This window comes from Pseudomonas sp. R4-15, from assembly GCF_055768815.1.
The window spans coordinates 403,160-416,750 of record NZ_CM147293.1; the positions used below are offsets into that span (position 1 = coordinate 403,160).

Consider the following 13,591-nt stretch of genomic DNA (forward strand, 5'->3'; position numbering starts at 1 on the left):
ACTGTCGGCCGGGCCGCGAGGCGGCGCCGGAATTCAGGACACTCAGCCACGGGGCTGAGCGTCGGGCAGGGTGAAACCGGACACCGAACGCCGCATCTCGCTGGCCAGTTTGGCCAGTTCACCGATGCTGCGCGCAGTGGCGGTGGTGCCGGCCGAGGTCTGCGAGGTGATTTCCTGGATCACGTTCATGGTGTTGGAAACGTGGCCCGCGGACGACGCCTGCTGGCGCGCTGCATTGGAAATACTCTGGATCAGCGCAGCCAGCGAGCTGGAGACGGTCTCGATCTCGCCCAGAGCGACACCGGCATCCTGCGCCAGGCGCGCACCGCGAACCACCTCGGTGGTGGTCTGCTCCATGGAGATCACCGCCTCGTTGGTATCGGTCTGGATGGTCTTCACCAGCGCCTCGATTTGCTTGGTCGCCGCGGAGGACCGTTCCGCAAGGCGCTGCACCTCGTCCGCGACCACGGCGAAACCACGCCCGGCATCGCCGGCCATGGAGGCCTGGATCGCGGCGTTGAGGGCGAGAATGTTGGTCTGGTCGGCGATGTCGTCGATCAGGCTGACGATATCGCCGATCTCCTGGGAGGATTCGCCCAGGCGCTTGATGCGCTTGGCGGTGTCCTGGATCTGCTCGCGGATGTTGTCCATGCCGATGATGGTGTTATGCACCACCTCGCTGCCGTTGTTGGCGATGGCCACGGAGCGCTCGGCCACCGCCGAGGATTCCGCGGCGTTGGCCGACACCTGATCGATGGACACCGCCATCTCGTTGATCGCCGCCGAGGCGCCAGCGATCTCCTGCGCCTGGTGCTCCGAGGCTTCGGCCAGGTTCATCGCGGTGGTCTGGGTCTGCTCGGCCGCGGAAGCCACCCGCATTGCGGTCTGGTTGATGGTCTCGACCAGTTCGCGCAATTGGTCGATGGAGTAGTTGATGGAGTCGGCGATGGCGCCGGTGAAGTCTTCGGTCACCGTCGCCGTCACCGTCAGGTCCCCGTCCGCGAGGTCGGCGATCTCGTCGAGCAGACGCAGGATCGCGGCCTGGTTGCGGTCGTTCTTTTCCTTGCTCTCGTCGACGGTGCGGCGGGCGTCGCGAACGATCACCACGCCGATCAGCAGCACGCAGGCCAGCGCCAGGGCGCCGAGCAGGTAGCCGGCGACCGTGTGCAGGTTGCGCGTCTCGACCTGCGCCTCGATGGCGACGACCAATTGTGAGGCCTTGTCCAGCAGCACCTGGGAGACGCCGAAGATGGTGTTGGCCGATTCGCGGACCTGGAACAGCTCGGGCGAGGCGGCGAGGATCTGCTCGACCGAGCCGGAGACGAACTCGAACTGCCGCGCCACGTCGTTGAGGCGCTGCGCTACCGGCCCCTGGGCCTGCTCGATGCCCATCTGCGCATCGCCGCCGAGCATCGCCGCGAGAACCCGACCGAACTGGCTGGCATCGCGGCCGAAAGCGTCCGCGGCCTGCACCGAGTCGTCGTCGCCGGCGAGCACTTTGTTCACCGAGCCGAGGATGCGCTCGGCAAGCAGCGCCTGCCGCTGGGCGATGGCCACCTGGGAGGCCGGCGCGCCGCTGGCGATCATGCGTTCGACCACCTGCTGGTAGTCGCTCTGCAACTGCGGGATGGTCTGCGCCAGGGTCTGCGCGACCTGATGCAGGGCCAGCACCGTCTCGCGCCCCTGGAGGATGCGATCGGTGTTTTCGCGCAGGCTGTCCCAGTCGCCCTGCAGCTCGTCCATCTGCGCCTGCACCGGCGCCGGGGCAGGCGGTGTGGAGCTGTCGGCGATGCCCTCGCGCAGGGCCTGCCAGCGCGACTCGAACTCGTCCCGCGCGGCCTTGAGCAGCGGGTAGGCATCGGCGGTGCCCGTCGCCGCTTCGCTGGCGTTCTTGGCGATGCGCTGCGAAAGCACGCGCAGTTCGCCGGCATGCCCGAGGTACTCGGTGTCGAAGCCGGCCTGTCGTTCCAGGTAGGCGAAGTTGGCGAACAGCAGCACGATGGAAACGATCAGCACGACGAACAGGCCGGCAATCAGCGTACTACTGCGCATCCCGCCCAGCAGATGTCCCACGTTCACTCTACTCATATCCGCCCTACCCCCGGGCCTACTGCATCGAATCCGTAAATGATCAAAGGCCGCGCGAACGGCCACCCCTGGGTGCCGGCTCAGGCCGCCACGTCGAGAAACGCCTGGTGCTGCGCGAGGATGTGCGGGCTGAACACCTGCCATGCCTGCGCCTGCTCGAAGGTCCCGCAGAGAAACGGCTGCAACGCGGCGTCCTGGACCTGCGACTGGGCGCGGAAGGCGCTACGCGGAAAATGCTGCATGCCCAGCAGCTCGTCCACCAGCAAGCCACTGAAGATCTCGCCGAACTCCACCACCAGCACCCGCCGCTCCTTGCGCTGCGACGAGGGCTCGCGCCCGATGAAACGGCACAGGTCGATGATCGGCAGCAGCCGGCCACGCACATTGGCTACCCCCAATACCCAGGGCTTCACCCCGGGCAGTTGGGTCTGGCGCGGCTCATGCAACACCTCGGCCACCTCGCCCATGGGCGCGACCAGTTGCAGTCCCGCCAGGCGAAAACCCACGCCGCTCCAGTTCGGCTCGAGCTGGGCGGCTTCGGGCAGGCGCGCCCGGGCGCGACAACGGCGATCGATGTCCTGTAGCAGCTGAAAGGGAGAAATCGACGGCATGGCACCCCCGCTGGAGACTCCGTGGACGCTGTGGTCGGTCAGACCAGCACCGCGTTCAGCGTCTTGACCAGGGTGTCCTCGTCGACCGGCTTGGTGAGGTAGTCACGCGCGCCCTGGCGCTTGCCCCAGACCTTGTCGGTCTCCTGATCCTTGGTGGTGATGATCACCACCGGAATCTGCGAGGTCTCCGCGTCCTTGCTTAGCTGGCGGGTGGCCTGGAAGCCGTTGAGGCCGGGCATGACGATGTCCATGAGTACCGCATCGGGCTTTTCCTGGCGCGCCAGAGCGACGCCGTCGGCACCGTTTTCCGCCTTGAGGACCTGGTGGCCGTGCTTCTCGAGCATGGCGCTGAGCTTGTACATCTCGGTAGGCGAATCATCGACGATCAGAATACGGGCCATGCGGGTTCCCCAGAATCAGAAAAATAACGTCAGGAAGCCTGCTCCACCGGGGTGAAATCCGGTACGTGGGTCTTGATCGCGCCCAGCAGCTCTTCCTTACTGAAAGGTTTGGTCAGGTATTGGTCGGAACCGACGATGCGTCCCTTGGCCTTGTCGAACAGGCCGTCCTTGGAGGACAGCATGATTACCGGCGTGCCACGGAAGGTGCTGTTGTTCTTGATCAGGGCACAGGTCTGATAGCCGTCCAGACGCGGCATCATGATGTCGACGAAAATGATCCGCGGGTGACTGTCGGCGATCTTCGCCAGGGCGTCGAAGCCGTCCACCGCGGTGATAACGTCGCATCCCACTTTCTTGAGCAGGGTCTCGGCCGTACGACGAATCGTTTTGGAGTCGTCGATCACCATCACCCTCAAACCATCGGCATGCTGTTCCATGTCGCTGCACCGCCTTGTCGGTTCCGTCACGCGGCCGGAGACGGCCGGCAAGGACCGCACAACCGCGCCGCAGCTGTTTTAGCACACTCTCCCAGGGCAGACCACAAGCCCCCGCGGGACAAGGTTTTTCCCTTGACCCCAAGGCCCCCGGAAGCGACCCTTCACGCCTTGCCCGGGCCCGTCGGCCCCTCGCCCCATTTTCTGGAGGATCACCCCATGAGCGTTCGCCTCGGGATTGTCATGGACCCCATCGCGAGCATCTCCTACAAGAAGGACAGCTCACTGGCCATGCTGCTCGCCGCCCAAGCGCGCGGCTGGTCGCTGCACTACTTGGAACCCCAGGACCTCTACCAGCTCGGCGACCGGGCCCGCGGACGCGTGCGCGCCCTGCAGGTGTTCGCCGACCCCGCGCGCTGGTTCACCCTGGGCGAGGAAGAAGACATCGCCCTGGACGAACTGGACGTGGTGTTGATGCGCAAGGACCCGCCGTTCAACAGCGAGTATGTCTACGCCACCTACCTGTTGGAACTGGCAGAACGCCGCGGCACGCTGGTGGTGAACCGTCCGCAGAGCCTGCGCGACTGCAACGAGAAGTTCTTCGCCACGCAGTTCCCGCAGTGTACGCCGCCGACCCTGGTGAGCCGACGGGCCGACATCCTGCGCCAGTTCGCCGCCGAACACGGTGACGTCATTCTCAAACCCCTGGACGAGATGGGCGGCGCCTCGATCTTCCGCCATCGCGAGGGCGACCCGAACCTCTCGGTGATCCTCGAGACGCTGACCGACCACGGTCGCCGGCAGATCATGGCGCAGCGCTACCTGCCGGCGATCAAGGACGGTGACAAGCGCATCCTGATGATCGACGGCGAGCCGGTGGACTACTGCCTGGCGCGCATTCCCGCCGCCGGCGAGACCCGCGGCAACCTGGCCGCCGGCGGGCGTGGCGAGGCGCGCCCGCTGAGCGAGCGGGACCGCTGGATCGCCGCCCAGGTCGGCCCGGCACTGCGCGAGCGCGGCCTGCTGTTCGTCGGCCTGGATGTGATCGGCGACTACCTCACGGAGATCAACGTGACCAGTCCGACCTGCATCCGCGAGATCGACGCGGCCTACGACACACGGATCGGCGAGCGCCTGATGGACGCCATCGAAGGCAAGCTGCAGCGCGCCTGAGCGCCGCGAGCCCACCATGCCGGCGGTCCTCTGCCGCCGGCGGACCCTGTGGTAAGTAACGATGAATGCAGCCGTGTCCTCGCCCCGCGTCGCCCCGCCGACGGTCCGCTCCGCGGACCGCCTGGGCTTCACGCTGATGCTGGCGGCGCTGTTGCACGCGGCCCTGCTGCTTGGGGTCGGCTTCGCCTTTCCGGAGGCGGCGCCACCGAGCAAGTCACTGGAGGTCACCCTGTCGACCTTCAGCCAGGAGCAAAAGCCGGACAAGGCCGACTTTCTCGCCGCCGACAACCAGCAGGGCAGCGGCTCGCTGGAACAGGCCGAACGGCCACGCACCACGGAGCTCGCCCCCTTCCAGGACACCCGCATCAACCCCGTCGCGCAGGCCGCGCCGACGCCTCCGCCGAGTCCGCCACAGCCACAGAAGGTGCTCACCACCCGGGCGCCGCAACCACAGCAGGTCGCGGTAGACAAAGCCCAGCAGCCGCCCAGTCCGGAGCAGCCGACGGTCACCCCGGACGCCGAGCGCGCACGCCTCTCGGACGAGATCGCCAGCCTCGAGGCGGAGCTCGCCGAAGAGCGCGAGCTGTACGCCAAGCGGCCGAAGATCCATCGCCTCAACGCCGCCTCGACGATGCGCGACAAGGGCGCCTGGTACAAGGAGGCCTGGCGCAAGAAGGTCGAGCAGGTCGGTAACCTCAACTACCCCGACGAGGCCCGCCGGGCACGTATCTACGGGCAGTTGCGGTTGCTGGTGTCGATCAACCGCGACGGCTCGCTGTACGAGGTCCAGGTGCTGGAATCCTCCGGCCAGCCGGTGCTCGATCGCGCAGCGCAGCGCATCGTGCGCCTGGCCGCGCCCTACGCACCGTTCAGCGGCGACCTGGCCGACATCGACCGCCTGGAGATCATCCGCACCTGGCGCTTCGAGCGCGGCGACCGCCTTTCCAGCCGCTGATGCGCCGGCGGCTTGTGGCTTGCCGCGCAGAGCCCCAAACTAGTGCCCCATGAAAAGCGCCCCCACTTCCCTGAAGAACCACCTGCTGATCGCCATGCCGCAGCTCGAGGACGAGCACTTCGCGCAGACGCTGGTCTACCTGGTCGAGCACGATGACAAAGGCACCATGGGCCTGGTGGTCAACCGTCCCGGCGGACTCGATCTCGCCGATGTCATGGCGCAGCTGCGCCCCGGCGTCGAGCCGGCCGCGCATTGCCGCGGCGTACCGATCTACGAAGGCGGCCCGGTGCAGACCGAGCGCGGCTTCGTGCTGCATCCCGCCGGCCCGCAGTACCAGGCAACCCTGGCGCTCGGCGAGCTGGCGCTGACCACGTCCCAGGACGTGCTCTTCGCGATTGGTGCCAATGAAGGTCCCGAGCGCCACCTCATCGCCCTCGGCTACGCCGGCTGGGCGCCCGGTCAGTTGGAGAGTGAGCTGGCCGAGAACACCTGGCTGAGCTGCCCCTGCGATCCCTCGATCCTGTTCGACGTCGCGCCTGGCCAGCGCCTGGCCGCCGCCGCCGCACAGCTGGGCGTGGACCTCAACCTGCTCGCCCGCCAGGCGGGCCACGCATGAGTGCTCCGCGCCTGCTGCTCGGCTTCGACTACGGCACCCGGCAGATCGGCGTCGCCGTCGGCCAGGTGATCACCGGCCAGGCCCGCGAACTCTCCGTGCTCAAGGCCCGCGACGGCGTGCCGGACTGGACCCGCGTCGAAGCCCTGATGCGCGAATGGCAGCCGGACGCGCTGGTGGTCGGCCTGCCACTGAACATGGACGGCACGCCCAGTGCCATGAGCGAGCGCGCGGAGAAGTTCGCCCGCCGCCTGCACGGCCGCTTCAACCTGCCGGTATTCACCCACGACGAACGCCTGACCACCTACGAGGCCAAGGGCCAACGCCTGGCCCAGGGCCAGCGTGGCGGCTATCGCGAAGACCCGGTGGATGCCCTGGCCGCCGCCCTACTGCTGCAAGGCTGGCTGGAACAAAACGCCCAATGACCCTGGCGGATCGCACCGCCGCGACAAATGCGCACGGAGACGCCCATGAACCTGCCCGATCCCGCCGACCTGCTTCCCGTCATGGCGACGCAATTGAGCGACCACCTGCGGCGCCGCGGCATCGACACCCCGCGTTTCGTCGGCATCCGCACCGGCGGCGTCTGGGTCGCCCAGGCCCTGCTCGAACAGCTGGGCGACGACTCCCCGCTGGGCGTGCTGGATGTCTCCTTCTACCGTGACGACTTCACCCGCAACGGCCTGCACCCGCAGGTACAGCCTTCGGAGCTGCCGTTCGAGGTCGACGACCAGCACCTGGTACTGATCGATGACGTACTGATGAGTGGGCGTACCATCCGCGCCGCGCTGAACGAGCTGTTCGATTACGGCCGTCCGGCCAGTGTGACCCTGGTCTGCCTGCTCGACCTGGATGCCCGCGAGCTGCCCATTCGCCCCGACGTGGTGGGCGCCAGTCTGTCGCTGGCGGCCGACGAGCGGGTAAAATTGACCGCCGCGCCGCTCGCCCTGGAGCTGCAGACCCTCTCCGCCTCCTGATCAAGGCCACCCACCATGCCCATCGCCGCACAGTGCCCCCTGCAACTCAACGACCAGGGTCAGCTGCGTCACTTCCTGTCCCTCGACGGACTGCCGCGAGCGCTGCTCACCGAGATCCTCGATACCGCCGACTCCTTCCTCGAAGTCGGCGCGCGCGCCGTGAAGAAGGTCCCGCTGCTGCGCGGCAAGACGGTGTGCAATGTGTTCTTCGAGAACTCCACGCGTACCCGCACCACCTTCGAGCTGGCCGCCAAGCGTCTCTCGGCTGACGTCATCACCCTCAACGTGTCGACCAGCTCGACCAGCAAGGGCGAGACCCTGACCGACACCTTGCGCAACCTCGAGGCGATGGCCGCCGACATGTTCGTGGTGCGGCATGCCGACTCCGGCGCCGCGCACTTCATCGCCGAGCACGTGTGCCCCGACGTAGCGGTGATCAACGGCGGCGACGGACGCCACGCGCACCCCACCCAGGGCATGCTCGACATGCTCACCATCCGCCGCCACAAAGGCAGCTTCGAGAACCTCAAGGTAGCCATCGTCGGCGACATCCTGCACTCGCGGGTGGCGCGCTCGAACATCACCGCGCTGAAGACCCTGGGCTGCCCGGATATTCGCGTGATCGCCCCGCGCACCCTGCTGCCGGTGGGCATAGAGCAGTTCGGCGTGCGAGTGTTCAACGACATGCACGCCGGGCTCGAGGACGTCGACGTGGTGATCATGCTGCGCCTGCAGCGCGAACGCATGCAGGGCGGCCTGCTACCCAGCGAAGGCGAGTTCTTCCGCCTCTACGGCCTCACCGAGGCTCGCTTGGCGCGCGCCGCGGCGGACGCCATCGTCATGCACCCGGGACCGATCAACCGCGGCGTGGAGATCGATTCGGCGGTGGCCGACGGCCCCCACTCGGTGATCCTCAACCAGGTGACCTATGGCATCGCCGTGCGCATGGCGGTGCTCTCCATGGCCATGAGCGGCCAGACCACGCAACGCCAGATCGACCAGCAGAACGGGGAGCAAGCCTGATGAACATCCACATTCAGGGTGCTCGCGTCATCGATCCGGCCAGCGGCCTGGACGCGGTGACGGACCTCTACCTCACCGGCGGGCGCCTCGTCGGCATCGGCCAGGCACCGGAGGACTTCAGCGCCCAGCGCAGCATCGACGCCCACGGCCTGGTCGCCGCGCCCGGCCTGGTCGACCTCGACGTGGCCCTGCGCGAGCCGGGCTACAGCCGCAAGGGCAGCATCGCCAGCGAGACCCGTGCGGCGGCCGCCGGCGGCGTCACCAGCCTGTGTTGCCCACCGTTGACCCGGCCGATCCTCGACACCCCAGCGGTGGCCGAGCTAATCCTCGACCGCGCCCGTGAAGCCGGCCACACCAAGGTCTTCCCGATCGGCGCGCTGACCCGTGGCCTGGACGGCGAGCGCCTGGCCGAGCTGGTGGCACTGCGCGATGCCGGCTGCGTGGCCTTCGGCGACGGCCTGCGTGAATTCGCCAGCAGCCGCAACCTGCGCCGTGCGCTGGAGTACGCCGCCACCTTCGACCTGACCCTGGTCTTCCACTGCCAGGATACCGCGCTGGCCGAGGGCGGCATGGCCCACGAAGGCCCCACCGCCAGTCTGCTGGGACTCGCCGGCATTCCCGAAACGGCGGAGACCCTGGCCCTGGCGCGCACGCTGCTGCTGGTCGAACAGAGCGGCGTGCGCGCGCACTTCAGCCAGCTGACCAGCGCCCGTGGCGCGCAGATGATCGCCGAGGCACAGGCCCGTGGCCTGCCGGTAAGCGCCGACGTGGCGCTCTACCAGTTGCTGCTCAACGACGAGGTGCTGGAAGGCTTCTCCAGCCTCTATCACGTGCAACCGCCACTGCGCAGCGAGGCGGACCGCCAGGGTCTGCGCGAAGCACTCGCCAGCGGCGTGATCGGCGCCATCTCCAGCCACCACCAGCCCCACGAGGCGGACGCCAAGGCCGCGCCTTTCGCCGCCACCGAGCCGGGCATCGCCAGCGTCGAGCTGTTGCTGCCGCTGGCCCTGCGCCTGGTGGAGGACGGCCTGCTCGACCTGCCGACGCTACTCGCACGCCTTACCCAGGGCCCGGCCGAGGCCCTGCGCCTACCGACAGGGCAACTGCGCGTCGGCGGTGCAGCCGACCTGGTGATCTTCGACCCCAGCGCGCCGAGCACCGCCGGCGAGCACTGGTACTCGCGCGGGCGCAACTGCCCGTTCCTTGGCCAGACGCTGCCGGGCCGAGTGCGCTACACACTGGTCGATGGCCAGGTCTGCCACGGCGACGAGGCCTAGCCTCACGACGCTCCGGCTGGTCGCCGACGCCCTGGGGAGCCGGCAGCCCACGCGCTGGGGCTCTGCCCTTCTGCGCCACGGCGACCCGCGCGTTTGTCGAGGCGCGCGCTTCAGCCGGCCAGCAACGCATCCATCGCCGCAAACACCTGGGCCATTGCCTGCGCCTCGCGCCCAGGGCCACCGGCGCAGTGCCCCCAGTCCGAGTCCAGCACGCGCAGTTGTGCGCCCGGGATCGCACGCACCTCCTCCTCGGCGTCCGCCACGGTGAAGTACAGATCGCTGCGGCAGGGCATCGCCAGGGTCCGTGCGCGAATGCCGGGCAACTCGGCCAGCGCCGGCTGGGCACACTGCCAGGTGTCCAGCACGCAGAGCAGGTCGTTGGCGTCCTGGGCGAGATGGTCTTCCTCCCAGAACGCCAGCAGCGCATCGACGTCGGCGAAGCCCAGCGCCCGGTAAAGCGCCTTTCTATAAAAGGCCTGGGAGTAGGCCCAACCGGCATACACCCGACCGAAGGCCCGCAGGCCGGCATGCGGCGGCGTCGTGTAGCGCCCGCCCTGCCAGGCGCCATCGGCGCACAAGGCGGCGCGCACGCCATCGAGGAACACCCGGTTGTGCGCGGAACAACGCGCGGTGGCGCAGAACGGCAGGATGCTCGCGACCTTGTCAGGATGACGCAGCGCCCAGGCGTAGGCCTGCATGCCGCCCATCGACCAGCCGCAGACCAGCGCCAGATGCCAGTCGCCGAACAGCGCGTCGAGCAGGCGATGCTGCGCCTCGACGTTGTCGCCCAGGGACACCCGCGGAAAATCCGCGCCGCGTTGACCCTCGACGGCGTTGCTCGGTGAACTCGACCAGCCGGCACCGAACAGGTTGGTCAACACCACGCAGTGTTCGCCGCGCGCCAACGGACTACCTGCGCCAAGCAGGGGCAGGCTGCCCCAATGTGAGCCACCGTAGTAGCTGGGAATCAGCACCAGGTTGTCCCGCGCCGCATTCGGCCGCCCGATGACCTGGTAGCAAAGCCGAGCCTGGCGCAGCACCTGGCCGCTCTCCAATTCCAGGTCGCCCACTTCGAAGAAGTTTTTTTCCTTTTCCAATTCAATCATTTGCAAATTCTCCACGATCGTCTCGAGCAGCCCTGCCGGCAGTTCTTCGGGCGCATCGCCAGGGTATTTATATACATGATGGCATGTATGTTGAATGAACGAAGCGTGCCAATCCGGCCTGCCCCAACGCGATCAGAGAGACCCGCACATGAGCCGCCACCCCGAAGTCGAAGCCTTGAAGAACAGCCTGCAAGCCAAGGGCGTGAAATACGCCATGGCCAGCTACGTGGACATCCACGGCGTGATCAAGGGCAAGTTCGTCCCGCTGTCCCACCTCGGCCAGATGCTCGGCGGTTCCGAGCTGTACACCGGTGCGGCGCTGGATGGCGTTCCGCAGGACATCAGCGACAACGAAGTAGCGGCGATGCCAGACCCGGCCAGCGCCGTGCAATGCGCCTGGAACAAGGACCTGGCCTGGTTCGCCAGCGACCTGTACCTGGACGGCAAGCCCTTCGCCGCCTGCTCGCGCGGTGCCCTGAAGCGCCAGACCGAGGCCGCCGCGGCCATGGGCTACACCTTCAACCTGGGCATCGAGACCGAGTTCTTCATCTACAAGGACAGCGCCGACGGCGGCTTCGAGCCGGTCAGCGCCCGCGACGACCTGGCCAAGCCCTGCTACGACCCACGCGGACTGATGGACAACCTGCACATCGTCGGCGAGTTGGTCGAGGCGCTCAACGCGATGGGCATGGACGTCTACTCCTTCGACCACGAAGACGCCGCCGGCCAGTTCGAGACCGACTTCAAGTACGCCGATGCGCTGACCATGGCCGACCGCTTCGTGTTCTTCCGCATGCTCGCCAACGAGATCGCCCGCAAGCACGGCGCCTTCGCCAGCTTCATGCCCAAGCCCTCGGCCAAGCGCACCGGCAGCGGCGCGCACTACAACATGTCGCTGGCCGACCGCGAGAGCGGCCGCAACCTCTTCGAACCCGACGGCGACGACCTGCACGACTGCGGCGTGAGCCAGCTCGGCTATCACTTCATCGCCGGCGTGCTCAAGCATGCCCAGGCCATCTGCGCGGTGATCGCGCCGACGGTGAACAGCTACAAGCGCCTGGTGCGCAAGGGCAGCCTGTCCGGCTCCACCTGGGCGCCGGTGTTCGTCTGCTACGGCAACAACAACCGCACCAACATGCTGCGCATCCCGTCCCAGGGCGGCCGCGTGGAATGCCGCGCGGCGGACATCTCCTGCAACCCCTACCTGGGCGCCGCGATGATCCTCGCCGCCGGCCTGGAAGGCATCCGCGAGCAGCTCGATCCGGGCCTGCCGCACCGCGAGAACATGTACCAGTACAACGAGAAGCAGGTCGCCGAGATGAACATCGAGTGCCTGCCGCGCACCCTGAGCGAGGCCATCGACGCCTTCGAACAGGACCCGCTGAGCCGAGAGGTCTTCGGCGACAGCCTTTTCCAGGCCTTCGTCGACTTCAAGCGCGACGAATGGAATGCCTACCACACCCACGTTTCCGACTGGGAAATCCAGCGCTACCTGAAGTTCTTCTGAGCCGATCCGGGGCGCTCCGCGTTGCCTCCACTGCGGTGGGCGCAACGCTGGGCGAGCCCGGCCAACGAGGAGTTACCGCATGTCGTTGAAGACCTTGAAAGCCCTGCTCTGCGCCACCGGACTTGCCTGCAGCAGCCTGTTGCCGCTGGCCGCGCACGCCGAGCACAAGCAGCAGTTCAACCTGGCCTGGACCATCTACGCCGGCTGGATGCCGTGGAAGTACGCGGACGAGTCCGGAATCATGAAGAAATGGGCCGACAAGTACGGCATCGAGGTGAAGATCACCCAGATCAACGACTACGTCGAATCGATCAACCAGTACACCGCCGGGCAGTTCGACGCCGTGGTGCTGACCAGCATGGACGCGCTGTCGATCCCCGCCGCCGGTGGCGTCGACAGCACCGCGCTGATCGTCGGCGACTACTCCAACGGCAACGACGGCATGGTCATGAAGGACGGCGACCTAGCCAGCATCAAGGGCCAGAAGGTCAACCTGGTGGAGCTCTCCGTCTCCCACTACCTGCTCGCCCACGCGCTGCAGAGCGTTGGTCTGAGCGAGCGCGACGTGCAGGTGGTGAACACCTCCGACGCCGATATCGTCGGCGCCTTCGCCAGCGAGGACGTGCGCAACGTGGTGACCTGGAACCCGCTGCTCGATGAAGTGGAAAAAGCGCCCGGCGCGCATCTGGTGTTCGACTCCAGCCAGATCCCCGGACACATCAAGGACCTGACCTTAGGGTCTGCTGCCGATTCGTTCACGGCCGCGCCAGTGTCTGTTTTTGCGCGAGACAAGGCGTGAGTTGCAGCCCTTACCGGGGTAAGGGCAAGACGAACAACGCCGTATCGCGCAAAAACAGACACTGGCCCTTCGGGTTGTGCCGGAAATGGCCTGCACTGTCGTTGCAGGACTTGGCAAGGGATCGCCCTTACCGGCGTCCTGCGCCTAACCGCAGGCCATTTCTGGCGACAACGCGACTCGCGAACGAATCGGCAGCAGACCCTAACCAACACCCAGACCCTGGCCGACAACCCCGCCTTCGCCAAGGCCGTGGTCGGCGCCTGGTACGAGGTGATGGGCATCCTCGCCAGCGACACCCCGCAAGGCGCCGAAGCCCGCGCCGTGCTCGGCCAGGCCTCGGGCACCGACCAGGCCGGCTACGAATCGCAGCTCAAGGGCATGAAGATGTTCTGGACGCCCCGCGACTCGCTGGCCTTCATCGAGAGCGACGAGGCCTACCAGGCGATGGACAGCGTACGGCACTTCTCCTTCGACCACGGCCTGCTTGGCGAAGGCGCCTCCAGCGTCGACTTCGTCGGCATCAGCATGCCCAACGGCAAGCTGCTCGGCGACAAGGGCAACGTCAAGCTGCGCTTCGACACCACCTACATGCAGATGGCCGCAGATGGCAAACTCTGAGGCCTGAAT

13 protein-coding genes and 2 pseudogenes are annotated in these 13,591 nt (G+C 67.2%); 10 read left to right on the forward strand and 5 right to left on the reverse strand.

All coding sequences use genetic code 11. The features are described from left to right. Positions 1–42 precede the first annotated feature (42 nt). From ACYRGX_RS01985 to pilG, 4 genes are all read right to left on the reverse strand, one after another. On the reverse strand, positions 43–2,088 hold the full coding sequence (locus ACYRGX_RS01985; protein WP_473054944.1) for a methyl-accepting chemotaxis protein: 2,046 nt from the start codon (positions 2,086–2,088) through the stop codon (positions 43–45). Between the two features lie 80 nt (positions 2,089–2,168). Continuing rightward, a complete protein-coding gene (locus ACYRGX_RS01990) occupies positions 2,169–2,699 on the reverse strand; it encodes a chemotaxis protein CheW (protein WP_473054945.1) in 531 nt (176 codons plus the stop codon). Between the two features lie 38 nt (positions 2,700–2,737). Beyond that, entirely contained in the window at positions 2,738–3,100 is a 363-nt protein-coding gene (gene pilH / locus ACYRGX_RS01995) for a twitching motility response regulator PilH (RefSeq protein ID WP_473054946.1), read from the reverse strand. A gap of 29 nt (positions 3,101–3,129) precedes the next feature. Then, complete coding sequence (pilG, locus tag ACYRGX_RS02000) at positions 3,130–3,537, reverse strand: twitching motility response regulator PilG (RefSeq protein ID WP_473054947.1); 408 nt, start codon at positions 3,535–3,537, stop codon at positions 3,130–3,132. A 216-nt stretch (positions 3,538–3,753) separates the two neighbouring features. Here pilG and gshB point away from each other — a divergent pair, with 216 nt between their 5' ends. From gshB to ACYRGX_RS02035, 7 genes are all read left to right on the forward strand, one after another. Further along, positions 3,754–4,707, forward strand: a complete 954-nt coding sequence (gene gshB / locus ACYRGX_RS02005; RefSeq protein ID WP_473054948.1) for a glutathione synthase — start codon at positions 3,754–3,756, stop codon at positions 4,705–4,707. Between the two features lie 61 nt (positions 4,708–4,768). Continuing rightward, positions 4,769–5,662: an energy transducer TonB gene (locus ACYRGX_RS02010; protein WP_473054949.1), complete on the forward strand. Its 894-nt coding sequence runs from the start codon at positions 4,769–4,771 to the stop codon at positions 5,660–5,662. Positions 5,663–5,711: 49 nt separating this feature from the next. Further along, complete coding sequence (locus tag ACYRGX_RS02015) at positions 5,712–6,278, forward strand: YqgE/AlgH family protein (RefSeq protein ID WP_473054950.1); 567 nt, start codon at positions 5,712–5,714, stop codon at positions 6,276–6,278. Beyond that, positions 6,275–6,700 (forward strand): Holliday junction resolvase RuvX, encoded by a 426-nt coding sequence (ruvX, locus tag ACYRGX_RS02020; protein WP_473054951.1) that lies wholly within the window; start codon positions 6,275–6,277, stop codon positions 6,698–6,700. Before ACYRGX_RS02015 ends, ruvX begins: the two co-directional genes overlap by 4 nt. A gap of 45 nt (positions 6,701–6,745) precedes the next feature. Then, a complete protein-coding gene (pyrR, locus tag ACYRGX_RS02025; protein ID WP_473054952.1) occupies positions 6,746–7,252 on the forward strand; it encodes a bifunctional pyr operon transcriptional regulator/uracil phosphoribosyltransferase PyrR in 507 nt (168 codons plus the stop codon). Between the two features lie 15 nt (positions 7,253–7,267). Continuing rightward, positions 7,268–8,275: an aspartate carbamoyltransferase catalytic subunit gene (locus tag ACYRGX_RS02030; protein ID WP_473054953.1), complete on the forward strand. Its 1,008-nt coding sequence runs from the start codon at positions 7,268–7,270 to the stop codon at positions 8,273–8,275. Next, complete coding sequence (locus tag ACYRGX_RS02035; RefSeq protein ID WP_473054954.1) at positions 8,275–9,552, forward strand: dihydroorotase; 1,278 nt, start codon at positions 8,275–8,277, stop codon at positions 9,550–9,552. Before ACYRGX_RS02030 ends, ACYRGX_RS02035 begins: the two co-directional genes overlap by 1 nt. A 110-nt stretch (positions 9,553–9,662) precedes the next feature. Here ACYRGX_RS02035 and ACYRGX_RS02040 read toward each other — a convergent pair whose 3' ends face one another. Next, on the reverse strand, positions 9,663–10,658 hold the full coding sequence (locus ACYRGX_RS02040) for an alpha/beta fold hydrolase (protein WP_473054955.1): 996 nt from the start codon (positions 10,656–10,658) through the stop codon (positions 9,663–9,665). Between the two features lie 148 nt (positions 10,659–10,806). Between ACYRGX_RS02040 and glnT the strand changes: the two genes are divergently transcribed. The 3 genes and pseudogenes from glnT to ACYRGX_RS02055 form a co-directional block, all read left to right on the forward strand. Continuing rightward, positions 10,807–12,165, forward strand: a complete 1,359-nt coding sequence (gene glnT, locus ACYRGX_RS02045) for a type III glutamate--ammonia ligase (RefSeq protein ID WP_473054956.1) — start codon at positions 10,807–10,809, stop codon at positions 12,163–12,165. A gap of 79 nt (positions 12,166–12,244) precedes the next feature. Continuing rightward, positions 12,245–12,901: pseudogene (locus ACYRGX_RS02050) on the forward strand (ABC transporter substrate-binding protein); the annotation flags it as partial. A 270-nt stretch (positions 12,902–13,171) separates the two neighbouring features. Continuing rightward, a pseudogene (locus ACYRGX_RS02055) lies at positions 13,172–13,582 on the forward strand (type 2 periplasmic-binding domain-containing protein); the annotation flags it as partial. Positions 13,583–13,591 lie beyond the last annotated feature (9 nt).

Excerpts from the sequence above, each read along its gene's own strand:
- ACYRGX_RS01985 (WP_473054944.1), bottom strand. The coding sequence starts at position 2,088 with ATGAGTAGAGTGAACGTGGGACATCTGCTGGGCGGGATGCGCAGTAGT.
- pilH (WP_473054946.1), bottom strand. The coding sequence starts at position 3,100 with ATGGCCCGTATTCTGATCGTCGATGATTCGCCTACCGAGATGTACAAG.
- ACYRGX_RS02030 (WP_473054953.1), top strand. The coding sequence starts at position 7,268 with ATGCCCATCGCCGCACAGTGCCCCCTGCAACTCAACGACCAGGGTCAG.
- ACYRGX_RS02010 (WP_473054949.1), top strand. The coding sequence starts at position 4,769 with ATGAATGCAGCCGTGTCCTCGCCCCGCGTCGCCCCGCCGACGGTCCGC.
- pyrR (WP_473054952.1), top strand. The coding sequence starts at position 6,746 with ATGAACCTGCCCGATCCCGCCGACCTGCTTCCCGTCATGGCGACGCAA.
- ACYRGX_RS02035 (WP_473054954.1), top strand. The coding sequence starts at position 8,275 with ATGAACATCCACATTCAGGGTGCTCGCGTCATCGATCCGGCCAGCGGC.
- glnT (WP_473054956.1), top strand. The coding sequence starts at position 10,807 with ATGAGCCGCCACCCCGAAGTCGAAGCCTTGAAGAACAGCCTGCAAGCC.
- pilG (WP_473054947.1), bottom strand. The coding sequence starts at position 3,537 with ATGGAACAGCATGCCGATGGTTTGAGGGTGATGGTGATCGACGACTCC.
- ACYRGX_RS01990 (WP_473054945.1), bottom strand. The coding sequence starts at position 2,699 with ATGCCGTCGATTTCTCCCTTTCAGCTGCTACAGGACATCGATCGCCGT.
- ruvX (WP_473054951.1), top strand. The coding sequence starts at position 6,275 with ATGAGTGCTCCGCGCCTGCTGCTCGGCTTCGACTACGGCACCCGGCAG.
- ACYRGX_RS02015 (WP_473054950.1), top strand. The coding sequence starts at position 5,712 with ATGAAAAGCGCCCCCACTTCCCTGAAGAACCACCTGCTGATCGCCATG.
- gshB (WP_473054948.1), top strand. The coding sequence starts at position 3,754 with ATGAGCGTTCGCCTCGGGATTGTCATGGACCCCATCGCGAGCATCTCC.
- ACYRGX_RS02040 (WP_473054955.1), bottom strand. The coding sequence starts at position 10,658 with ATGATTGAATTGGAAAAGGAAAAAAACTTCTTCGAAGTGGGCGACCTG.